General features: G+C 61.5%; 22 protein-coding genes and 1 pseudogene. 8 read left to right on the top strand and 15 right to left on the bottom strand.

Going from position 1 to position 21,626, the window contains the following annotated elements:
* Positions 1 to 75: 75 nt before the first annotated feature.
* The 9 genes from AC0J41_RS15630 to AC0J41_RS15590 form a co-directional block, all read right to left on the bottom strand.
* Positions 76 to 255, bottom strand: coding sequence for a hypothetical protein (locus tag AC0J41_RS15630; RefSeq protein ID WP_025111252.1), 180 nt, complete (start codon positions 253 to 255; stop codon positions 76 to 78).
* 282 nt (positions 256 to 537) lie between these two features.
* Entirely contained in the window at positions 538 to 1,407 is an 870-nt protein-coding gene (locus tag AC0J41_RS15625) for an isocitrate lyase/PEP mutase family protein (RefSeq protein ID WP_025111253.1), read from the bottom strand.
* A 121-nt stretch (positions 1,408 to 1,528) separates the two neighbouring features.
* Positions 1,529 to 2,563, bottom strand: a complete 1,035-nt coding sequence (gene astA / locus AC0J41_RS15620; RefSeq protein WP_025111254.1) for an arginine N-succinyltransferase — start codon at positions 2,561 to 2,563, stop codon at positions 1,529 to 1,531.
* Positions 2,564 to 2,624: 61 nt separating this feature from the next.
* The gene (locus AC0J41_RS15615) at positions 2,625 to 3,641 is read right to left on the bottom strand and encodes an arginine N-succinyltransferase (protein WP_473012953.1); all 1,017 of its coding nucleotides are present in this window, start codon (positions 3,639 to 3,641) and stop codon (positions 2,625 to 2,627) included.
* 119 nt (positions 3,642 to 3,760) lie between these two features.
* Positions 3,761 to 5,110 (bottom strand): APC family permease, encoded by a 1,350-nt coding sequence (locus tag AC0J41_RS15610; RefSeq protein ID WP_025111256.1) that lies wholly within the window; start codon positions 5,108 to 5,110, stop codon positions 3,761 to 3,763.
* Between the two features lie 88 nt (positions 5,111 to 5,198).
* Positions 5,199 to 5,951 (bottom strand): N-formylglutamate amidohydrolase, encoded by a 753-nt coding sequence (locus AC0J41_RS15605; RefSeq protein WP_473012952.1) that lies wholly within the window; start codon positions 5,949 to 5,951, stop codon positions 5,199 to 5,201.
* Complete coding sequence (locus tag AC0J41_RS15600; protein ID WP_473012951.1) at positions 5,935 to 7,266, bottom strand: type I glutamate--ammonia ligase; 1,332 nt, start codon at positions 7,264 to 7,266, stop codon at positions 5,935 to 5,937. Before AC0J41_RS15600 ends, AC0J41_RS15605 begins: the two co-directional genes overlap by 17 nt.
* Positions 7,263 to 7,907 (bottom strand): cysteine hydrolase family protein, encoded by a 645-nt coding sequence (locus AC0J41_RS15595; RefSeq protein WP_025111259.1) that lies wholly within the window; start codon positions 7,905 to 7,907, stop codon positions 7,263 to 7,265. Before AC0J41_RS15595 ends, AC0J41_RS15600 begins: the two co-directional genes overlap by 4 nt.
* A gap of 2 nt (positions 7,908 to 7,909) precedes the next feature.
* Complete coding sequence (locus tag AC0J41_RS15590; protein WP_473012950.1) at positions 7,910 to 8,764, bottom strand: MurR/RpiR family transcriptional regulator; 855 nt, start codon at positions 8,762 to 8,764, stop codon at positions 7,910 to 7,912.
* A 310-nt stretch (positions 8,765 to 9,074) separates the two neighbouring features.
* Here AC0J41_RS15590 and AC0J41_RS15585 point away from each other — a divergent pair, with 310 nt between their 5' ends.
* Together AC0J41_RS15585 and cobF are read left to right on the top strand one after the other, a co-directional pair.
* The gene (locus AC0J41_RS15585; protein WP_473016011.1) at positions 9,075 to 9,665 is read left to right on the top strand and encodes a histidine phosphatase family protein; all 591 of its coding nucleotides are present in this window, start codon (positions 9,075 to 9,077) and stop codon (positions 9,663 to 9,665) included.
* Positions 9,665 to 10,420 carry a precorrin-6A synthase (deacetylating) gene (gene cobF / locus AC0J41_RS15580; RefSeq protein ID WP_473012949.1) on the top strand — a complete coding sequence of 252 codons (756 nt, stop codon included), beginning with the start codon at positions 9,665 to 9,667 and terminating at the stop codon, positions 10,418 to 10,420. The genes AC0J41_RS15585 and cobF overlap by 1 nt, the downstream gene beginning before the upstream one ends.
* A gap of 106 nt (positions 10,421 to 10,526) precedes the next feature.
* On the opposite strand, the gene ftrA is transcribed toward cobF, so the two are convergent.
* Positions 10,527 to 11,501 (bottom strand): transcriptional regulator FtrA, encoded by a 975-nt coding sequence (gene ftrA / locus AC0J41_RS15575; protein WP_473012948.1) that lies wholly within the window; start codon positions 11,499 to 11,501, stop codon positions 10,527 to 10,529.
* A 101-nt stretch (positions 11,502 to 11,602) separates the two neighbouring features.
* On the opposite strand from ftrA, the gene AC0J41_RS15570 reads away from it, so the two are divergent.
* From AC0J41_RS15570 to AC0J41_RS15555, 4 genes and pseudogenes are all read left to right on the top strand, one after another.
* Positions 11,603 to 12,031: a rhodanese-like domain-containing protein gene (locus AC0J41_RS15570; protein ID WP_473012947.1), complete on the top strand. Its 429-nt coding sequence runs from the start codon at positions 11,603 to 11,605 to the stop codon at positions 12,029 to 12,031.
* 245 nt (positions 12,032 to 12,276) lie between these two features.
* Positions 12,277 to 13,056 carry an ABC transporter substrate-binding protein gene (locus AC0J41_RS15565; protein WP_025111265.1) on the top strand — a complete coding sequence of 260 codons (780 nt, stop codon included), beginning with the start codon at positions 12,277 to 12,279 and terminating at the stop codon, positions 13,054 to 13,056.
* A gap of 197 nt (positions 13,057 to 13,253) precedes the next feature.
* The gene (locus AC0J41_RS15560) at positions 13,254 to 14,366 is read left to right on the top strand and encodes a succinylglutamate desuccinylase/aspartoacylase family protein (protein WP_473012946.1); all 1,113 of its coding nucleotides are present in this window, start codon (positions 13,254 to 13,256) and stop codon (positions 14,364 to 14,366) included.
* Between the two features lie 160 nt (positions 14,367 to 14,526).
* A pseudogene (locus AC0J41_RS15555) lies at positions 14,527 to 15,244 on the top strand (alpha/beta hydrolase).
* Positions 15,245 to 15,247: 3 nt separating this feature from the next.
* On the opposite strand, the gene AC0J41_RS15550 reads toward AC0J41_RS15555, so the two are convergent.
* The gene (locus AC0J41_RS15550; RefSeq protein WP_025111268.1) at positions 15,248 to 15,814 is read right to left on the bottom strand and encodes a DcrB/PsbP domain-containing protein; all 567 of its coding nucleotides are present in this window, start codon (positions 15,812 to 15,814) and stop codon (positions 15,248 to 15,250) included.
* Between the two features lie 75 nt (positions 15,815 to 15,889).
* On the bottom strand, positions 15,890 to 16,684 hold the full coding sequence (locus tag AC0J41_RS15545) for a hypothetical protein (RefSeq protein ID WP_473012945.1): 795 nt from the start codon (positions 16,682 to 16,684) through the stop codon (positions 15,890 to 15,892).
* A 147-nt stretch (positions 16,685 to 16,831) separates the two neighbouring features.
* Between AC0J41_RS15545 and AC0J41_RS15540 the strand changes: the two genes are divergently transcribed.
* The gene (locus tag AC0J41_RS15540) at positions 16,832 to 17,365 is read left to right on the top strand and encodes a chalcone isomerase family protein (protein WP_473012944.1); all 534 of its coding nucleotides are present in this window, start codon (positions 16,832 to 16,834) and stop codon (positions 17,363 to 17,365) included.
* A 79-nt stretch (positions 17,366 to 17,444) separates the two neighbouring features.
* Positions 17,445 to 18,764 (top strand): Nramp family divalent metal transporter, encoded by a 1,320-nt coding sequence (locus AC0J41_RS15535; protein ID WP_473012943.1) that lies wholly within the window; start codon positions 17,445 to 17,447, stop codon positions 18,762 to 18,764.
* Between the two features lie 225 nt (positions 18,765 to 18,989).
* Here the strand turns inward: AC0J41_RS15535 and AC0J41_RS15530 are convergent, their stop codons facing one another.
* Genes AC0J41_RS15530 through AC0J41_RS15520 form a run of 3 tightly spaced genes read right to left on the bottom strand, consistent with a single transcriptional unit; the run spans position 18,990 to position 21,571 of the window.
* Positions 18,990 to 20,171 (bottom strand): acetyl-CoA C-acetyltransferase, encoded by a 1,182-nt coding sequence (locus AC0J41_RS15530; RefSeq protein ID WP_473012942.1) that lies wholly within the window; start codon positions 20,169 to 20,171, stop codon positions 18,990 to 18,992.
* A gap of 11 nt (positions 20,172 to 20,182) precedes the next feature.
* Complete coding sequence (locus tag AC0J41_RS15525; protein ID WP_025111273.1) at positions 20,183 to 20,848, bottom strand: CoA transferase subunit B; 666 nt, start codon at positions 20,846 to 20,848, stop codon at positions 20,183 to 20,185.
* A 24-nt stretch (positions 20,849 to 20,872) separates the two neighbouring features.
* Positions 20,873 to 21,571 (bottom strand): CoA transferase subunit A, encoded by a 699-nt coding sequence (locus AC0J41_RS15520; protein ID WP_016983257.1) that lies wholly within the window; start codon positions 21,569 to 21,571, stop codon positions 20,873 to 20,875.
* Positions 21,572 to 21,626: the final 55 nt, after the last annotated feature.

Genomic DNA, 21,626 nt, shown 5'->3' with positions numbered 1-21,626 from the left:
GTTATGGGTAAATAGACGTCAATGGCTGAGTATTCTGCTCATTGACGTCTACGGCGACGCTATACGCCAAGCGGGTTAGCCTTGGACAGGCAGCTCGCGGATTTTCTTGATTTCGTGAATGTTGCCCACATTGAAACGCAGTCCGTCCCAGCCCGGGCAGTTGGCTGCGTGGGTGGATTTGGTCGGAGTATTGATAACTTTTGCTTCTGCGCGTAACAGGGGTGCATTTTCCCAGTTTTGAGTAACGGCGTTCATAAATATCCTTATTTGTTGGTTGTGCTTGATATAGGTTGGTTCTTTAATTTTGCTTTTTGGGTGTTAAACATTTTGCCTGTTTAACGGTTTGCGATTATAGGGAGGCGATATTTAATATCAACGCAGGAGTTGTTATTAAATATTGGTAGTTATTCTAAGGTGTGTATTGCCTGGCGGGCGCCGACGGCGATTGACCGAAGTATTCTGGTAGCCTGGCCGGTGACATTGCGTCTACCGGCCCTTTTGGAAGTTACCAGAGGGAGAGAGAACTCCGTACAGGAGTTACTCTTTCACACTCATATATTCCTTCGCCCAGAGAATGTACTCCTCAGGCTGGGTATAGGTATGCGTCAGCTCGGTGGCGCTCAGGTCCGAGGCCTGAGTGAAGATCTGCCGCTGTTCGCGCAGGCTGTCGTAGGTGGCCTTGATCGCGGCGAAATACGCGCCATGGCCGTCGATGGTCACGCGTACGCCGAGTTCTGCCAGACGCTTGTCGTCACGCAGGGCCGGGTTACCGTAGGTGACCAGCATCAGCGGGACGGTCAGGTGCTCGGCAATCTGTTCCAGCTGATCGAAGTCCTGTACTCCGACCATGCAGATGCCGTCGGCGCCAGCGGCCTGGTACTGCCGGGTACGGCTGATGATTTCCTGGTTCGGCAGGATGCCGGCGTTGGTGCGGGCAATGATCGCCATTTCCGAATCGACACGAGCTTCCAGCGCTGCACGGATCTTGCCGACGCCTTCGGCAACCGAGATCAGGTCGGTGGACTTGCGCCCGAATTGTGCCGGCAGCAGGGTGTCTTCGATGGTCAGGGCGGCGACGCCGGCGCGTTCCAGTTCAACGATGGTGCGCATCACGTTGAGGGCGTTGCCGTAGCCGTGGTCGGCGTCGGCGATCACCGGCAATTGGGCGACGCGGCCGATACGGGTGGCCTGTTCGGCGAACTCGCTGAGGGTGATCAGGGCGAAGTCGGGGGCGCCCAGCACCTGCAGCGAGGCCACGGAGCCGCCGAGGATCCCCACTTCAAAACCGAGGTCTGCGGCAATGCGCGCGGACATCGGGTCGAACACCGAGGCGGTGTGATAGCAGGTGTCGGAGGCCAGCAATTGACGGAAGTTACGGCGCAAATCTTGATGGGAAAGCCTGGTCATACGAGTTCCACCAATACAAAGGAATGGAACGGCTTGAGCAAAGGTGTCAACGCCGAAGAATGAAAAGGCTATCACGCGGATGGGTCAAGGTTCATGACGAATTTGCGAGGGAGGAGGGGATTCAGGCCGCGACCGCCTGTTGCTGTTGTCGGGGCAGCAGCACCGCGCGCACCGAATTGCCCGGTTGCAGCTGCAGACGCTTGGCGGTGAGGCGGTCGACCACCAGGGTATTGCCGACCTGACGGCCCGGAGCCACGGTGATGCGGCAGTTTTCCAGGCGTCGGTTGTGGATCAGCCACAGCGGCGCCTGATCGTCGGGTGTGCCGAGGGTCAACGTCAGTGCGAGGCTGTCGCGCACAGTACGGATGTTCGGAATCTCGGCTTCGATCACCGGGCCGCCGTCGAAGATGTCGATGTAGCCCTTATGCACAAAACCTTCTTCGCGCAGGATCTTCAGCGCCGGTTCGGTGTTGGGGTGCGGTTGGCCGATGACCGCTTGCGCCTGTTCGGTGAGCAGGCAGGTGTACAGCGGCTGGCGCGGCATCAGTTCGGCGATGAACGATTTGTTGCCCAGGCCCGACAAGTGGTCGGCGTGGCTGAAGTCCATCTTGAAAAAGTGCCGGCCCAGGCTGTCCCAGAACGGTGAACAGCCGAGTTCATCGGCATTGCCGCGCAATTCGGCGATCATTTTCTCGCCAAACAGCTGCGGGAACTCAGCCACGAACAACAGGCGTCCGAGCGACAGCAACCGGCCATTACTGCCATGACGGTGCTCCGGATGCAGGAACAGCGAACACAGCTCCGATTGGCCAGTCAGTTCGTTATTGAGGAACAGTGTGGGAATCTGCCGCGAAATGCCGAGATCCGGCGCCGAACTCACGGTCAACCCGACGCGGTAGTTGTACCACGGCTCACGCAGGCCCACCGCCCCGGTCAGGGCGCTGACGCCAACCACGCGCAAGTCGTCGTCTTCGAGCACGAACAGATAATCGGCGTCGGCCCGTTCCACCTGCGCGGCGAACGCCCGCTGGGCCCAGCGCACCCGGTGGGCGAGGCGGTCTTCATTGGCCGGCAGGGTGGTGAACCCGGGGCCGGCCTGTCGAACCAGGGTCATCAGCGCTGGCAGGTCGCTGACTTTGACCGGACGGACGATCATGCGGTAACTCCTTGTACGCGCCTGTTCGGGCACTGTCGTTGGGTGTGCAGCCGGGCGTGGTTCACAGGGCGATCAGCCTGATCGTGCGGCCATCGGTGACATTCAGCGCCGCACACAGATCCGGCGTCAGGGACAGCGGTTGATCGGGCTGGCAATCCAGTTCGGCGACGATGGCCCGGAAGTCGTGCAGTGCGTCGTTACTCAAGAGGTAGCGGCCGCGGGCGTCGATTCGCGGCTGCTGGCGCACGCTGGCGGTCTGACTGTGGGCAATCGAACGGATGTTCGCGGTGCGCGCATACAGGGTCGGGCCGGCGTCGAACAGATCGATGTAGCTGTTGGTTTCAAAGCCTTCACGCTCAAGGATGTCGAAGGCTTCCTGGCCGTCCGGGTGAATCCGGCCGATGCACGCCTGGGCAGCCGGGGGCAGCATCGGCACGTAAATCGGGTATTGCGGCATCAGTTCGGCGAGAAACGAGCGGCTTTGCAGGCCACACAGGCGCTCGGCCTCGACATAGGGCAGATCAAAGAAATGCTTGCCCAGGGCGTCCCAGAACGGCGAGTGGCCGTTTTCGTCGCTGTAGCCGACGATTTCGGTGATCACCGCATCGGAGAAACGTTGGGCATGGGCGGCGATGAACAGCAGGCGCGCCCGCGACAGCAATTCGGAAAAGGCGCTGCGCACCAGCGCGTTATCGATGTGAAAGCCGCGAAGCAGAGTGTGGTCGTTGAGGTCGTGACACAGCGACAGCGCCGGCACGCCGTGCTCGATGTTCAACTCCCGCGAGGCACTGGTGAAGTGCCGGTTGCGCAGGCTGTAGAACGGCTCGTTGAAACCGGCAGTGGCGAGGATCTCCGAGCAGCCGACCAGCCGCCGAGTGTCGAGGTCTTCCAGCACGAAGAAGTAGTTCTCCGGGCCTTGCGCCTGAACGTCGCTGTCGAACGAGGCGCAGGAACCGGCGATTTTTTCGCGCAGGCGCTCGCTGTCGTCCGGCAGCGACGTGACGCCGACCAGACTGTCGCGGGCCAGTTGCTGCAATTGCGGCAGGTCGGTTGGCTCGACTGGGCGTAAGACCAGCATGGATGCACTCCTGTATCAAAGGGTTCGGTGATCCCCACCGAACCTGACTATCACTGTCGGTTGCCACGCTTTAAAGCGGCGGTCGCCTGATTTGTTGTCAGACGCCGCCCTTTTTCTTGTCAGCCATTGCTCGGGTCAGGCAGCGCGGTGCTGGCGCCGAGCTTGTTCAGGAAGAAAAGGTACACCAGGCCCAAAGCGATCCAGATCAGCCCGAGCTTCTGCGCATCGACGCCCATGTTGTACATGATGGCGGCGACGATGATGAAACCGATCACCGGGCAGATCAGATGGCGTACGACCTGACCCGACTTCTGCCGACGCCAGTAGTAGTTGATTACCGTCAGGTGCAGCAGCATGAAACCGCTAAGGGCACCGAAGTTGACCAGCGAGGTCAGGGTGTCGACCGAATTGATGAACAGGTAGCAGATCACCAGCGACAGCACCGCCACCAGATAAATGCTCAGGTACGGGGTGTTGTGTTTCGGGTGCACCTTGGCCAGCACTTTCGGCAACTTGCCGTCGCGGGCCATGCCGAACAGCAGGCGCGACACGGCGGCTTGCGAGGTGATCGCCACCGCGACGCCCCAGGCCAGTGCGGTCGCCACGCCGGTCAGCGTCGCCAGCCAGCTGCCGGCAGCGATTTCGGCAATTTCATAGAACGCGGTGTCGGCGGACTTGAAACCCATGCCGGCAGCCAGATCGGTGGCGATCCAGGTCTGTACGACGAAAATCGCGCCCATCACCACCAAGGTGATCAGCGCCGCTTTGCCGACGCTTTTGCCCGGGTCGCCTTTGATTTCTTCGGCGAGGGTCGAGATCGCATCGAAGCCGAGGAACGACAGCACTGCAATCGACACCGCTTGCATCAGCAGGGCGAAGTTGAAGGTTTCCGCGTGATACAACGGCGCCAGGGTCAGCTCGCCGTTGCCACCACCGTTGTGCAGGGCGTTCCAGGCGTAGAACAGGAAAATCCCCAGCACCACCAGCTGTGCCAGCAGGAAGATGATGTTCATCCGTGCGGTGAAAGTGATGCCGCGCAGGTTGACGAAGGTGGCGCTGACCAGGAACGCCAGGATGAAGCCGACTTTCGGAATGTCCGGGTACAGATGGTTCAGGGCCATCGCCGCATAGACGTACAGCAGCGGTGGAATCAGCAGATAGTCGAGCAGCATCAGCCAGCCGGCGATGAAGCCGACGTGTTGATTGAGGCCGCGTTGCGCGTAGGAATATACCGAACCTGCAATCGGAAACGCCCGCGCCATGCTGCCGTAGCTCAGCGCGGTGAACAGCATTGCCACCATGCCGATGATGTAGGCCAGCGGCACCATCCCGGGCGCCTCGGCATTGACGTAGCCATACACGCCGAAGGGGGCGATGGGGATCATGAAGATCATCCCGTACACCACCAGGTCGGTCAGTGTCAGGCTACGTTTCAACTCCTGTTTGTAGCCGAACTCTTCTATTTCCATGAAGCGCAACTCCTTGTCAGCCTATCCAGCGTTTTTAGTTGTTATATCGGTCCATCGTTTACAGCATCAGCGGTTTTTACAGCATTCGTTACAGCCACGGCGCCAGGCGCTCGGCCCACAGTGACACGGCTTCGGGGCCGCGCAGCAGGTCGTTGCGCACCTCGATCAGCACCGACTCCAGCCCTCGTGCATCGCCGTGCACCGGTACCGTCATGTCGCCCAACGGATCAATCCGGTACGGCTGGTTGCCCGCAACTTTCAGCGGGTGCTGGCCGAGGCCGTCGATCAGCCGTTGCGCATAGGCGCTGGCCTGACCGAACAGCACACCGACTTCCAGCGGGCGCGGTTGGCCGTAATACACCGGGGTGAAACTGTGAATTCCTACCACCCGCACCGGCTGGCCCTGCGCGACGCGCTCGTCGATCAGGGTCTGCAGACGGGCGTGAAACGGTTTGAACAGCTGCTGGCGCCGGTATTCGCGAGTGGCTTCATCCAGATCGCGGTTGCCGGGCACCTGATAGATCTCGCTCTGCGCCGGAATGCTGTCAGGGGCATGCCGGGGCCGATTGAGGTCGATCAGCAGCCGTGAATAGTTGGCGCTCAACAACGTCGCGCCGAGTTTTTCCGACAGCGCTTCTGCCAGTTGCAGTGCACCGATGTCCCAGGCGATGTGCTCGCAGGCGGCTGCATCGTCCAGGCCCAGATTGCTCAGGGCTTCGGGGATGTAGCGGCTGGCGTGCTCACACACCAGGATCAACGGATGCGAAGAATCTTCGCGGCTCAGGTTGTAGACCGGGCGGGTGTACAACCCCAGCTCGGCGGATTCAGTACAGGCGTGCATAGTGCTCACACAGGTCAGCGGGCGAGAGCTGTTCCGTCAGCGCCAGTTCCTCGGTTTTAAGGGCGTGGTAGGTGTCGAGCAACGGCTTGGGCAGCCATTGGTTGAAGGCTGCACTGTCACGCAGGCAATCCAGCGCCTGGGCCAGTGAGGCGGGCAGGGCAACGATGCCCCGGGCCTTGCGTTGCTCGTCGTTGAGTGAATCGGGAATCTCATCAGTGATCGCGTTCAGTGCCAGACGCTGTTCGATGCCCAGCCGTCCGGCAATCAGCAGCGCGGCCATCGCCAGGTGCGGCGAGGCGGTGGCGTCCATGGCGCGAAATTCCAGGTTGTACTGCGCCGCCACGGATTTGCCGCTCAGGCTCACGGTCGGGCAGATGCGCAACGCCGCCTCACGGTTCTGCTGCCCCAGGCACGCGTAGGACGCGCTCCAGTGATGCGGTTGCAAACGCTCGTACGACACCGGCGTCGGCGCGGTGAACGCACACAGCGCTGGCAGGTAATGCAGGATCCCGGCAGCCCAATGCTGGCCGAGGGTCGACAAACCGTTGCTGGTGCCGGCGTCGTACAGCATCGGCAGACCTTGCAGATCGAGCAGGCTGACGTGCAGGTGCACGCCGTTGCACACCGCGTCGGCCTTGGTTTTCGGTGCGAAACTGACGTCGACGCCCATTTGCCGGGCGATTTCGCGGGTGATCTCGCGCACATTCACCGCGCGGTCCGCCGCTGCCACACCGCGAGTCGGGCGGCAGGTGATTTCGTATTGATGTTTGCCGTATTCGGGCAGGAACATTTCCGGTTCAACGCCGCCGGCGCGCAGGGCACTGAGCAGCCAGCCGCCGAATTCGGCGCCCTGACGCTGGGCTTCGAGGGAGAACGCCTGGTGTTCAGCGAAACCGGCATGCAGGTTGAATTCGTGTTCGAACGCCGCGTTGACCTGCAAGCCGAGTTCGTCGCGATAGCGCTCGATTTCATCGCGCAACAATGTGCGTGGGCAGGCGCTCCATGGGCGTCCATCGGTCTCGCGGATGTCGCCATGGATGAAGTCCAGCGCCGGCGCCGCGGCGTCTGGCCCATTGCCGACGGTGACGCGACTGGCCAGGTCCGGAATCAGCCGCAAGTCGCCATAAGCGCCCCACGGGTTGGCCTGGGCGATGATGTCCTGCGGCGTCAGTGCGCTGTTGGCCGGCACCCAGCCGCAACCGGCGGCTTGATAGTGCTCCAGCTCGTCAGTGGGGAACGAACGGCCACGGGTAATGCCGATCAGGTCGGTGGTGACGATGGTGGTCATCGGCAACGGCGTCAGGCGCTCGCTCATGGTCGCAGCTCCTGCAACCGGCCGAGCACGGTTTGCGTGTCGGTGATCCAGCAGTAACCCTTGATCGCATTCAGGCAGGCGTCATGCCGCGCCGGGGTGTAGGTGGCGCAGGCGTCTTCGACCAGCGTCACCAGATAACCACGGTCGGCGGCGTCGCGCACCGCCATGTCGACGCACTGGTCGGTAACGATGCCGGCGATGATCAGGTGACGGGTCTCGAGGTTGCGCAGCACGTAATCGATGTTGGTCGAGTTGAACACCCCGGACGAGGTTTTCGGCAACACGATCTCGTTTTCCACCGGGGTCAGGTCGTCGATGATTCGCGCCTGCTCACTGCCCTTGGGCAGGTGCATGTCCGACAGCTTGTGGTCCAGCGAGCGGTCGCGGCCGTCGGCGGTCAGGCTTTCGATAATGGTGTGCAGCACGTTCTGCCGCGCTTCGCGAAAGGCACTGAGCAACCGGCGCTGGTTGGGCACCACCTGCATGTGGGTGCGGGTCAGGAAATATTCGGCGTCCGGCCCGTTCAGGTGCGGGTCGTACTGCGGTTCGAGCCAGGCACGCTGCATGTCCACCAGCAACAATGCGGTGTGATCGGTGACAAACGGCAAGTCCCGCGGCGAGCGGTGGGGAAGGCTGAACATCCTTATTTATCCTCCAGCAGGTGGGTGTTGAACTCGTTGCGCATCGCGTCGATGCCTTCCAGGCGATCGGCCAGATCGGGGCTACGCAGGGTCAGGCTGGCAATCAGCGCCTCGACCTGGGCCAGCGCCGGCACCATGGTGTCGAACGGCGAGGCCGATTCGACCGGGGCGCTGATGATCAGGTCGGCGAGTTCGCGCAGCGGTGATGCATAGATGTCGGTGAACAACACCACCCGGGCATTGCGGCTTTTTGCGGCGCTGGCCACGCGCAGAGCCTGGGTCTGGTAGCGGCGATAGTCGAACAACAGCACCACGTCCTGGCGTTGCAGGTCGAACAAGCGGTCAGGCAGTTGCGCGTTGTCTTCCAGGGCAAAGCAGCCGGAGCGCAGCAGACGCAAGTGATTGAGCAGGTAGTTGGCCATCAGGCTGCTGAAACGCCCGCCGAAGCAGTAAATCTGGTGCCGCGTATCGAGCAGCCAGTCGAGCAGAATGCGCACGTCTTCAGGCTGGGTCAGGGCCTGGGTTTCCACCAGCAACCGCTGGCTGTCGGCCAGATAATGGCCCCAGGCATCGTCCTTGTTCAGGTGCGAGCGCGGTTGCAACAGGGTGCTTGGCGAACGCAGGCGGTGGTCCATGTCGCTGAGCAAGGCGTCCTGAAATTCGGCATAACCGCCGAATCCGAGCTTCTTCACCAGTCGCACAATGGTCGGATCGCTGACGCCGGCGTGTTCGGCCAGACGCGCCATCGGACCGAGGCCGTTGCGTGGATACTGGTCGAGCAGGGCGCGAATCACTTTGCGCTCCGACGGCGTCAGCTCCAGGCCGGGATCGGTGATCAAGTCTCTAAGAGGGGGCATCCGGGCTCCTGCTGGATGAAGGGGTGTTGAATTCGTTTCACAATCCGTTAAAACAGTATTTATGTAACTCAGGTTACATGTCTAGTGAATTTTTAGCGGTAGCGATTCAGCGTTTAAATAACGTGAGAGGCCTGTGTCACAAGGGCTACACCGATGTCGTCGACACTTGTAGTCCATTGCCCATTGATGTGTAAGACATTGCCGTTTTTGCACGCGTATCAGGTTGAACGCCAAGGTTGCGAGATCCCCCGAGCCGCCCGGTTTGCGGCACAATTGCCGCAAGACCGGCGGTTTGCCGCCCATTCAACTGATGTTCAGCGAGTGCAACCCTGTGCAATCCACCCGTTTAACTTTGATTTGCCACGCTCGAACCGTCGCACAGAAATTGTCGCGTTTTCCTACGAACGAGCCTGTTGAAAATCAGCCATTGGCGCTCGGTGCGCTGGCAAAACAGTTCGGTAGCACCACGCGTTTGCTGTGCGGGCCGGAATTGCGCACGCGGCAGACCGCCGAGGGGTTCGGTGCAACGCCGCAAGTGGACGATGCGCTGCGTGATTGCGACTGGGGGCGCTGGCACGGGCAAGCGATCAAGGATCTGCAACTGAGTGAGGCCGAAGCCTTGCAAGCGTGGATCAGCGATCCGCAGGCAGCACCCCACGGTGGTGAGTCGGTGATGCAATTGGGCGAACGCGTGGCGGCGTGGCTGATCAGCCTGCAAGGTGCGCCGGGGCATGTCGTCGCCATCACTCATCCGTTCGTGGTGCGCGCCGCATTAATGCAGGTGGTGCAAGGCGCAGCGTTTAACGCGATTGATGTTGAACCGCTGTCAGTGGTCCAACTGCGATTCAACGGGATCTGGCGGCTACGCTTACCCGGTATCGAACTTGCGGGAGCACAGTGATGAAACGACTGCTGGTCATCGGCATCGGCGCCGGCAACCCCGACTACATCACCCTGCAGGCGGTGAAGGCGCTCAACCGGGTGGACGTGTTCTTTTTGATGGATAAAGGCCAGAGCAAAAACAAACTGATCGAGCTGCGCCGGGACATTTGTGAACGCTACATCACCGATCCGGCTTATCGATTCGTCGAAGCGCAAAGCCCGGAACGTGAACGCGGCGACGTGGACTACACCCGTGCGGTCGATGATCTGAACCGCGCCAAACAGCAAACCTTCGAGCGGTTGATCAATGAAGAATTGGCTGACGAGCAGTGCGGCGGTTTCCTCGTGTGGGGTGACCCGGCGCTGTACGACAGCACGATTCGCATTCTGCAGGCGATTCTGGCGTCAGGCCGCTGTGTTTTCGAGTTTGAAGTGATCCCAGGCATTAGCAGCGTTCAGGCTCTGGCCGCGCAACACAAGGTGCCGCTGAACACCATTGGCCGGCCGATCGAAATCACCACCGGCCGGCGCCTGGCGGCGGGGCAAGTGAGTGACACCGACAGTCTGGTGGTGATGCTCGATGCCGAGGACGCTTACCACAGCGTGGCGGATCAGCAGACCGAGATTTACTGGGGCGCTTACCTCGGCACGCCGGATGAGATTCTGATCAGCGGTAAGCTCAAGGATGTGGCGGATCTGATCGAGCGTATGCGCCAGGCGGCGCGGGCTAAGCATGGGTGGATCATGGATACCTATCTGTTGCGCAAGCCTTAGATTGTTGTTGTCTGGGCTGGCCCCTTCGCGAGCAGGCTCGCTCCCACAGGGGGCGCGTTTCAAATGTGGGAGCGAGCCTGCTCGCGAAAGCGGTCTATCAGTCACCTCAGGAAACCGCTTTGACCCCACGCCCAAACCGCTCCCGATACACCGATGGCGGCACCCCGACCACACTGCGAAATGCCACGCGAAAACTTTCCACCGAGCGGTAACCACAGCGCTGGGCGATCTGCTCGGTGTTGTGCGCGGTGCTCTCCAGCAGCTCCCGCGCCCGCGCCAGGCGTTCGTGCTGCAACCAGGCCTTGGGCGATTGCCCGCTGGCTTCGCTGAACCGCCGCAGAAACGTGCGCTCGCTCATCGCCGCTTCGCTGGCCAGATCGCGCACTTCCAGTGGTTGGTGCAGGCGCTCGCGGGCCCACTGCATCACCCGCGACAGGTCATTGCGCGGTGTCGGGCTGACGGGCGTGGGGATGAACTGCGCCTGGCCGCCGGTGCGTTGCGGCGACATCACCAGCCGCCGCGCGACCGAATTGGCGACCTGAGTGCCGAAGTCCCGCGCCACCAGATGCAGGCACGCATCGATCCCGGCGGCGCTGCCCGCCGAGGTGATCAACTGGCCGGCGTCGACGTAGAGCACCTCCGGATCGACCGTAATCGCCGGAAAGCGCCGCGCCAGCTCATCGCTGTAGCGCCAGTGGGTGGTTGCGCTGTGGCCGTCGAGCAAGCCGCTGGCAGCCAGCACAAACACCCCGGAGCAGATCGATAGCAGCCGCGCACCCTGGGCGTGGGCCTGGCGCAAGGCTTCAAGCAGAGCCGATGGCACCGGGGCCTCGCGGTCACGCCAACCGGGAATGATGATGGTGCGCGCCTGCGCCAGCAGGTCCAGGCCACCATCGGCCAGTACGTGGATCCCGCCCATGGCGCGCATCGGCCCTTGGTCGACGGCAACGATGCGGTGCTCGTACCACGGGAAGTCGAACTCCGGCCGAGTCAGGCCGAAGATCTCCACGGCAATCCCGAACTCGAAGGTACAGAGGCCGTCGTAGGCCAGAATTGCGACCAATCCAGGTGATTCAGGCATTTGGCGGAAAATTCCCGGTGAGTGTCTTGCGCGCCACTGTAGCGTCAAGTGCCGGCCCGATAAAGTCTGTTCACCCCCAACAGATATAGGAGCCACACAGCATGAGCAGCCTGGTTCGCGAAATTCCTGCCGCGCCGTCGGCGATCGCCTTGATGCACTTCAGTAACCGTCTGACCTTTGAAACCGATTGTTCCGACGTCTTCAGCAGCCAGGAGGCGGGGGAGGTCGATTTTGTGCTGGTCGATGTGCGCGGTCCGCAGGCGTACGAGCGCGGTCATGTGCCGGGCGCCATCAATATTCCGACCCGCTCGCTGACAGCCGAAGGCCTGGCGGACTACGCGACAAGCACACTGTTCGTGGTCTATTGCGCCGGCCCGCATTGCAACGGCGCCAACAAGGCCGCGGTGAAACTGGCAGCGTTGGGTTACCCGGTCAAGGAGATGATCGGCGGTGTGACCGGATGGCTGGACGAGGGCTTCAGCCTGAGTGTCGAACAGATCGCCAGAGCGCCGATTGGGTGCGAATGCTGACGCAATTTTCAGTCATTTCCTGAGCGAAATCAGAGTTTGTCCTACAGCCTTTGCACCATGTCGGCGCACCGTTGATCCCGGTCAACGCCTGCGCCGATTTTCTGTAAGTATTTGTCGCTTAAAAACAATTTGCCCTGTGCGCGCCGCCATAGACTGCCGGCCACTTCGGTTTTTGCCGCTAAATGGCCATGACCGAACGCCAATCGAAAGCTGCCAATAAAAGCCTCCGCACACAGGAGTAATAAATGAAGAAGCTAGTGATGTTCGGTGCCCTGGCACTGTCGATGTTGTCCCTGACTGCTGTGGCCGAAGACGCCAAGCCGATCCGCCTCGGGATTGAAGCCGCTTACCCGCCATTCTCGATGAAAACCGCTGACGGCAAACTTGGCGGGTTCGACGTCGACATCGGTGATGCGCTGTGCAAGCAGATGGACGTCAAATGCGTGTGGGTCGAGCAGGAATTCGATGGCCTGATCCCGGCACTGAAAGTGAAGAAGATCGACGCGATCCTGTCCTCGATGACCATCACTGACGACCGCAAGAAGAACGTCGATTTCACCATCAAGTACTATCACACCCCGGCGCGCTTCGTAATGAAGGAAGGCTCCGGTGTCAAAGACCCGTTGACCGAGCTCAAGGGCAAGAAAGTCGGCGTGCTGCGCGCCAGCACCCACGACCGCTACGCCACCGATATGGCCAAGGACGCCGGGTTTGAAGTGGTGCGTTATGGCTCGCAACAGGAAGCCAACCTGGACATGAAATCCGGTCGTCTGGACGCGATGCTGGCCGACTCGGTCAACCTGAGCGACGGCTTCCTGAAAACCGACGCAGGCAAAGGCTTCGAATTCGTCGGCCCGACCTACGAAGACGCCAAGTATTTCGGCGGCGGCGCCGGCATTGCAGTGCGCAAGGGCGATACCGCGCTGGCCGAGAAATTCAACAAGGCCATCACCGAAATCCGCGCCAATGGCGAGTACAAGAAAGTCCAGGACAAGTACTTCGACTTTGATGTGTACGGTCATTAATACGCCGTAGAAAAAAGTGGCCCCGTGCAAGCGGTGGCCACTTTTTTTGTGCCCTGATTCAAATGAGAGCCTTGTAGGAGTGAGCCTGCTCGCGATAGCGGTTTAACATTCAGCCGCTTAGTGCCTGACGCACCGCTATCGCGAGCAGGCTCACTCCTACAAGGGTCTGCGTGATCCAGCCATTCAGGAGTTTTCTCATGCAACGCATCGACCATGTTCTGCCCTGGAGCCACCTGGGCAGCGAACGCTCCCTCAGCGTATTTCGTTACGGCGCGGGCAGCCGCAAGGTGTACATCCAGGCCAGCCTGCACGCCGACGAGCTGCCGGGCATGCGCACTGCGTGGGAACTCAAACAACGCCTTGCCGAACTGGAACAGCAAGGCCGCCTGCTAGGGGTGATCGAGCTGGTGCCGGTGGCCAACCCGATCGGCCTCGATCAGCACCTGCAAGGCAGCCACATGGGCCGCTTCGAACTGGCCAGCGGCAAGAATTTCAACCGCGCATTCGTCGAACTCAGCGCACCGGTCGCAGCGCGGATCGGCACGCGGCTGGGCAGCGATGCCGAGGCCAACATTGCGCTGGTCCGCCAGACCATGGGCCAGGTGCTCGATGAGCTGCCAGCGCCGGCTTCGCAACTTGAAGCGCTGCACCGATTGCTGCTGCGCCACGCCTGTGATGCCGATATCACCCTCGATCTGCATTGCGATTTCGATGCGGCGATCCACCTCTACGCGCTGCCGCAACACTGGCCGCGTTGGCAATCGCTGGCGGCTCGACTGAAGGCCGGGGTGGCGCTGCTGTGCGAAGACTCTGGCGGCAGCTCGTTCGACGAGTCGTGCTCGTCGCCGTGGTTGCGACTGGCGCAAGCGTTCCCGCACGCAGCGATTCCCCCGGCCAACCTTGCCACCACTCTGGAACTGGGCAGCATGGGCGACACCCGGGTCGATCAGGCCCAGGCCAACTGCGCAGCGATTCTCGGCTTTCTCGCCGAACAGGGATTCATCAGCGGCGAATGGCCGGCGGCGCCGCAAGAGTGTTGTGAAGGCATGCCATTCGAAGGCACCCAATACCTGTTCGCCCCACACCATGGCGTGGTCAGCTTCCTGCGCAATGCCGGTGAATGGGTCGAGAAGGGTGATGCGCTGTTCGAAGTGGTGGACCCACTGAATGACCGCCTCAGCACCGTGTGCGCCGGCACCAGCGGGGTGTTGTTTGCGATTGATCGCGGACGGTATACCCAGCCGGGGATCTGGCAGGCCAAAGTGGCGGGGCGCGAGCCGATTCGGATGGGCAAGCTGATCAACGACTGATAGATCTGCAGCGAGCCCCTTCGCTCGCACTTTGAAATGCGTTCTCCTGTGGGAGCGAGCCTGCTCGCGAAGGGGCCATCGGCAACACCTTCAACATTTGGATCCTGACTGCAGAATGTTAGGCTGCCCCCGAACCCGACACCTCGTGAAGGAAGGCTTTATGTTGAAGGCGTTTGCCCTGTTAACCCCTGCTGGCGTCCAGCGCCGCCCATGCGCAAACCACGCTGCAGAGCGACCTGCCACTGAAGTACATCGAACAGGTTCACCCCGACGCGGACACCCGGCCGCTGGTGATTTTCCTGCACGGTTACGGCAGTAACGAAGCCGATCTGATCGGCATGAAGTTTCAGCTCCCGGCGTAGTACAACTACCTGTCGGTGCAGGCGCCGCTGGCATTGGGCGAAGGGCGTTTCCAGTGGTTTCGCAAGAAAGGCGAAGGCGCCTACAACGGTGAGACCGATGATTTGCAGGCCAGCGGCCAGAAGCTGCGGGAATTTGTCGCGCAGGCGGCGAAGAAGTATCACGCCAGCCCGGACAAGGTGTACCTGATCGGCTTCAGCCAGGGCGCGATGATGACGTACGAGGTGGGCTTGCGTCCGCCCGTGGCGGTCGGCGGCATCGCGGCGTTGAGCGGACGGTTGTTGCCGGTGTTGAAAACCGAGCTTGCGGCCGAGCAGCAACCGTTGCCGCTGCACATCTTCATCGGCCACGGCACCGCCGATGATCGGGTGCCGTACCGTGACGGCACCGAGGCCAATGCGCTGCTGCAAAAACTCGCCTACACCCCCGAGTTTCACGCCTATCCCGGCGTCGGCCACAGCATCAGTGCGGCCGAACTGCGGGACTTGAACGCCTGGCTGCAGCGGCTCAATCCTTGAGGATCACTTGTCCTTGAGGATGGCCTTCACCAACGCATCGTGACCGCTCTTGTCGCTGGCGCGGGAAATCACCTGGACCAGCGCCATGCGCTTGCCGGATGCGGCGAGCAGGGTGGTGTTGAGGGTCTGACCGCCACCCTGAGTGGCGGTGCTGTCGACCTGCCGCACACCGAGACCGCTGCTTTTCTGGGTCAGACTCTTTTCGCTGAGCTTGTTGAAGTCCGGCAAAGCCTTGCGCTGGTCATCGATGAAACTCGCCAGGCTGCCGTCGAGAAATTCATTGTCGTTGTCCTTGACGCTGGCGCCACCGGCGATCTGGTTTTGCGCCGCGATGACCACGGTCTTGGTCGCCTGATTGGTGTACATCGTGCCACTGGCACCGGTCGGGCCGGCGGGCAGCGGGTCGGCGGTGAAGCCTTTGGGCAGGACGAAAGTGAACTTGCCGTCGAGCATCGACACGCTGTTGGTCGGGGCTTTTTCCTTGGCCTTGGCCGCTTGGGCATTGATGGCGCCGAGGCCGGCGACCGCCGCCAGCAACAGGACGACGGCTTTCTTGCTGAGCAATGACATGTGAATCTCCGAGGGATGGTCGCGCCAGGTCGGCGATGATCCCACGGAGCATGCATGGCATTCCAGCGCGGTTTGTCAGGCGTTTGCGTCAGCCTCGGGGTTGCGCTTCTTCTCCGGGGCCGGTCGGGCCAGCAGTTTGCGGGTGACGCCGAGCATCGCCACCGACACCGCGACACCGGCGATGAAGCCGCCGAGGCCGAGGGTTGGCAGGGTCAGCGCTGACACCAGGCAAAACGCCGAAAACGAGTACATGCCGATCGCCGTCGCCCGCAGCAATGCAGCGGTAAACGCCGGGCCACGGGTCTGTTGCGAGAATACCGCCATCACGCTGCCGAGCACCGGGAACACCGCGAGCAAGCCGCTCCAGCGTTCGCCCACGGTGCTGGCGAGGATCGTTACCAGCAGCGTCAGCGCCGCCCCGGCGAGCATCCGCCAGATCAGTTTGTCCGACTTCGGTGCCGGGCCGTTCAGCACCGGTTGCACGTGGGGGAACAGGTACGGCGCCGCCAGCAGGGCCGTCGCCGCTGCCGCAACCGAAAACGTCAGCGACGGTGGAATCAGCGACAACACCAACGCCAGCAGCGTCCACACCGACAGGGAAACCGTCAGCGCCCACGGCCAGTTCGCTCGCTGCGCGACCTGCGCATAGGTGATGCAGAACGCGATCATGGCAAACATCGCCGACAGCGCTGCCACCGCCGATTGCGCGGCAAACTGCGGCCCCTGTTCAATGGCGAGGAAAAACAGAATCGGCCCGACCACCACCGGCAACCCCGACAACCACCCGGCCACGCTCGGTCCCCAACGCTTGCCGGCGAGGGAAATCAGCAGCAGAAAACCGGGGATCAGCAGCAGTTTGAGAATCAGCACGCGGGAGGCTCCGTCGGGTGAGAGAGGGCCACGTTAGCATTGCCACTCGCCGATTGCTGCATTGCTCTACAAAAATTGTATACAACATGCCGGGGTCGATCGCCGGCTATGCTCTGAGTATCAGGATTTACCGGAGTCGATGCCGCAATGAACAGAACGAAGGTGTTGCGTGGTTGCTGTGGCATCGGTTTGTGGGCCTTGTTGCTGACCCCGACCTGGGCCAATTGGCAGGACGCCGTGCCGGGCGCGCAGGTCATTGGCAGCGGAGATTTCAGTGTGTTCGGTTTCGACGTGTACAACGCCCGGATGTGGAGCGCTGCGCGGCCGTTGTCGACCGAGCAGCCGTTTGCCCTTGAGCTGATCTATCGGCGGCATGTCTCGCGCGATGATCTGGTGCAAGCCAGCGTCGATGAAATCAAACGCCTGGGCGGTGCAAATGTCAGCCCGGCGCAACTGGTCGTGTGGCAAGCGCAGATGCAACAGTCGTTTGTCGACGTGCAGGCCGGTACCCGGATTACTGGCGTCTACCTGCCGGGGCAGGGCGCACGGTTTTTTGTCGGGCAGCAGTTGCAGCATGAAATCGATGATCCGCAGTTTGCCCGGGCGTTTTTCAACATCTGGCTCGATCCGCGCACGCGCAATCCCGAGTTGCGCGAGCAACTGTTGGGCATGAATCGATAACGTTCAGCGGATTGCAGCCTTCAAGGCGTCGGCTGAAACGTCTAAGCTGCACCTTTCGAACTTGTTTCTGGATGTGTGCGTGAAATTCAGCTTGCCCAAAATCGCCACCGCGCCGTTCTGCCCGCCCGAAGTCGCCGGCAGTGTGGAAGTCGATCCCCGCGCTTCGTTTTTCAAACGCGCATTGCGCTTTGCCGGTCCCGGACTGCTGGTGTCGATCGGCTACATGGACCCGGGCAACTGGGCGACCGCCATTGAAGCCGGTTCGCGCTTTGGTTACAGCCTGCTGTTTGTGGTGTTGCTGGCGAGCCTGGCGGGCATGGTCGTGCAGTGCCTGTGCTCGCGTCTGGGTATCGCCACCGGACGCGATCTGGCGCAGCTGTCCCGCGAGCGCTACAGCACGCCAACCGCGCGCCTGCAATGGGTGCTGGCGGAAATCTCGATCATCGCCACCGACCTGGCCGAAGTGCTCGGTTGCGCACTGGCGTTTCACTTGTTGCTCGGCTGCTCACTGACCTTCGGCATTGCCCTGACCGCCTTCGACACGTTGCTGGTACTGGCCTTGCAAAACCGTGGCTTCCGCCGACTGGAAGCGATCATGCTGGTGCTGGTGGCGACCATCGGCGTGTGTTTCTTCGTCGAACTGGTACTGATCAAACCCTACTGGCCGGACGTATTCGCCGGGTTCAAGCCGTCGCTCTCGGCGCTCAGCGATGCCGCACCGTTGTACCTGGCGATTGGCATTCTCGGGGCGACGGTGATGCCGCATAACCTCTACCTGCATACCTCGATCGTGCAGACCCGGATGATCGGCACGGACCTGGCGAGCAAGCAGGACGCGGTGAACCTGGCGCGCATCGACACCATCGGTTCGCTGGCACTGGCGCTGCTGGTCAACGCGGCGATTCTGATTCTGGCGGCTGCGGCGTTCCATCAGTCCGGGCATACCGACGTGGTCGACATTCAGGACGCCTATCACCTGCTCGACCCGCTGGTGGGCGGTGCGCTGGCGAGTGTGCTGTTCGGGGTGGCGTTATTGGCCTCGGGGCAGAGCTCGACCTTCACCGGGACCATCGCCGGGCAGGTGATCATGGAAGGCTATCTGAACCTGCGGATTCCCTGCTGGCAGCGGCGCTTGATCACTCGCGGGCTGGCGCTGATTCCGGCGTTCATCGGCGTGTGGCTGATGGGTGACAACGCGGTGGGCAAGCTGCTGGTGTTGAGCCAGGTGGTGTTGAGTCTGCAATTGCCGTTTGCGCTGTACCCGTTGATCCGCATGACCAGTGACCAACAGCTGATGGGGCCGTTTGTGAACCGGCTGCCGACCCGGGTGCTGGCGTGGGGCTTGTTCGCGGTGATCAGTGGGGCGAATGCCTGGTTGATTCTGCAGATGGCGGTGTGACTGAGTGTTTTGTGGCGTATGAACCGGCCCCTTCGCGAGCAAGCCCGCTCCCACTTTGGAATGTATTCCCCTGTAGGAGTGAGCCTGCTCGCGATGGCATCAGAACATTCACTGCAGATTTCAATGGACAAAAAAAGACCCGGTGCAACGCAAGTCGCACCGGGTTTTTTGTTGCCAGCGAGCAGCGGATGTCGTGGATCCACCGCCCGCCGTTGAACTCGATGTTTAAGCGCGTTCCAGCGCCAGCGCTACACCTTGACCGCCGCCGATGCACAAGGTCGCCAGACCTTTTTTTGCATCACGTTTGATCATCTCGTGCAGCAGGGTCACCAGCACCCGGCAACCCGACGCACCGATCGGGTGACCGAGGGCGATGGCGCCGCCGTTGACGTTGACCTTGTCCAGATCCCATTGCAGATCCTTGGCTACCGCCAGCGATTGCGCGGCGAAAGCTTCGTTGGCTTCGATCAGGTCCAGTTGGCCGATGCTCCAGCCGGCCTTGTCCAGGCAACGGCGGGTGGCCGACACCGGGCCGATGCCCATGATCGCCGGGTCCACGCCCGCGTTCGCGTAGGCAGCGATTTTCGCCAGCACCGGCAAGCCCAATGCTTTGGCTTTTTCCGCGCTCATCAGGATCACCGCAGCGGCGCCGTCGTTCAGCGACGAAGCGTTGCCGGCGGTGACGCTGCCGTCCTTTTTGAACGCTGGACGCAGTTTCGCCAGCGATTGGGCGGTGGTGTCGCCACGCGGCTGTTCGTCGACCTTGAAGGCCACTGGATCGCCTTTGCGCTGCGGGATCAGGATCGGAGTGATCTCATCAACGAAGCGCCCGGCTTCGATCGCGGCGGCAGCTTTTTGCTGCGACGCGGCAGCGAAGGCGTCCTGCTGCTCGCGGCTGATGTCGTACTTGTCGACCAGATTTTCCGCGGTGATACCCATGTGGTAGTCGTTGAACGCATCCCACAGGCCATCGCTGATCATGGTGTCGACGATTTGCGCATGGCCCATGCGCAGACCGGTGCGAGCGCCGGGCATGACATAGTTGGACAGGCTCATGTTCTCCTGACCACCGGCGATGATCACCTCGGCGTCGCCGCAGCGGATCGCTTGCGCGCCCAGATGCAGGGCCTTGAGGCCCGAACCGCAGACCTTGTTCAGGGTCATCGCCGGGACGGCGTGGGGCAGGCCAGCCTTGATCGCGGCTTGACGTGCCGGGTTCTGGCCGGCGCCGGCAGTCAGCACCTGGCCCATGATCACTTCATCGACCTGCGCACCGTCCAGACCGGTCTGCTCAAGCAGTTGGCGGATCACCGCGGCGCCCAGGTCAACGGCGGAAACGCTGGCCAGCGAACCCTGGAAACTGCCAATCGCGGTACGCGTGGCGGCAACAATTACGACGTCTTGCATTTTCGAATTCCTCACTGGGCAGCGAACTGCATTTCCGGTACGTGATCCGGGACGATCAGTTTACCAGCGGTTTTGGCGACGATTTCCTCGACGCTGACGCCAGGTGCGCGTTCCTTGAGGACAAAAGCGCCATTTTCGATTTCCAGATAGGCGAGGTCGGTCAGCACGCGCTTGATGCACCCGGCGCCGGTCAGCGGCAGGCTGCACTTGGACAGCAGTTTGGACTCACCGTCCTTGGAGGCGTGAGTCATGATCACGATGATGTTGTCGGCGCCAGCCACCAAGTCCATGGCGCCGCCCATGCCCTTGACCAGTTTGCCGGGAATCATCCACGAGGCGATGTTGCCTTCGACGTCCACTTCGAATGCACCCAGTACGGTCAGGTCGACATGGCCACCACGGATCATCGCGAAGGATTCGGCGGAGTTAAAGATCGACGCGCCGATCCGCGCGGTCACGGTCTGTTTGCCGGCGTTGATCATGTCGGCATCAATGGTTTCTTCGGTTGGAAACGGGCCCATGCCGAGCAGACCGTTTTCCGATTGCAGCATGACTTCCATGCCTTCGGGGATGTAGTTGGCGACCAGGGTCGGAATGCCGATGCCGAGGTTCACGTAGTAGCCGTCCTGCATTTCGCGTGCGACGCGCTGAGCCATTTGTTCGCGGGAAAGTGCCATGTTTTTATTCTCCGTCAGCCTGAATTATTTGCGGATGGTGCGCTGTTCGATGCGTTTTTCGAACGTGCCGCAAATGACCCGGTCGACGTAGATGCCCGGGGTGTGGATCTGCGACGGATCCAGCTCGCCGGGTTCGACGATTTCTTCGACTTCGACCACAGTGATCTTGCCTGCGGTGGCAGCCAGCGGGTTGAAGTTCTGCGCGGTGTGGCGGTAGATGACGTTACCGAAATGGTCGGCTTTCCAGCCTTTGACGATGGCGAAATCGCCGGTGATGGATTCTTCCATCAGGTATTTGCGCCCTTTGAACTCACGCACTTCCTTGCCTTCGGCAACCGGGGTGCCGACGCCGGTGGCGGTGAAGAAAGCCGGAATGCCGGCGCCGCCTGCGCGCATTTTCTCGGCGAGGGTGCCTTGCGGGGTCAGGATGACTTCGATGTCGCCCTTGAGCAGTTGTTCTTCGAACAGTTTGTTTTCGCCGACGTAGGAGGCGATGACCTTGCTGATCTGGCGGTCGGTCAGCAGCACGCCGAGGCCGAAACCGTCGACGCCGCAGTTGTTGGAGACGACGGTGAGGTCGCGGGTGCCTTTGCGCTTGATTTCGGCGATCAGGTTTTCCGGGATGCCGCACAGGCCAAAGCCGCCGGCGATCACGGTCATGCCGTCTTCAAGGCCCGCCAGGGCTTCCTCATAGGAACTCACGCGCTTGTCGAAACCTGCCATATGCACCTCTTTTATTGTTTGTCGGGCGGCTGGCTAGCCGAATGACTGGAGTGTC

It is taken from the genome of Pseudomonas sp. Arb-4-2C, assembly GCF_055755015.1.
The sequence above is the reverse complement of the archived record's forward strand: the minus strand, read 5'-3'. Positions and strand labels throughout refer to the sequence as shown.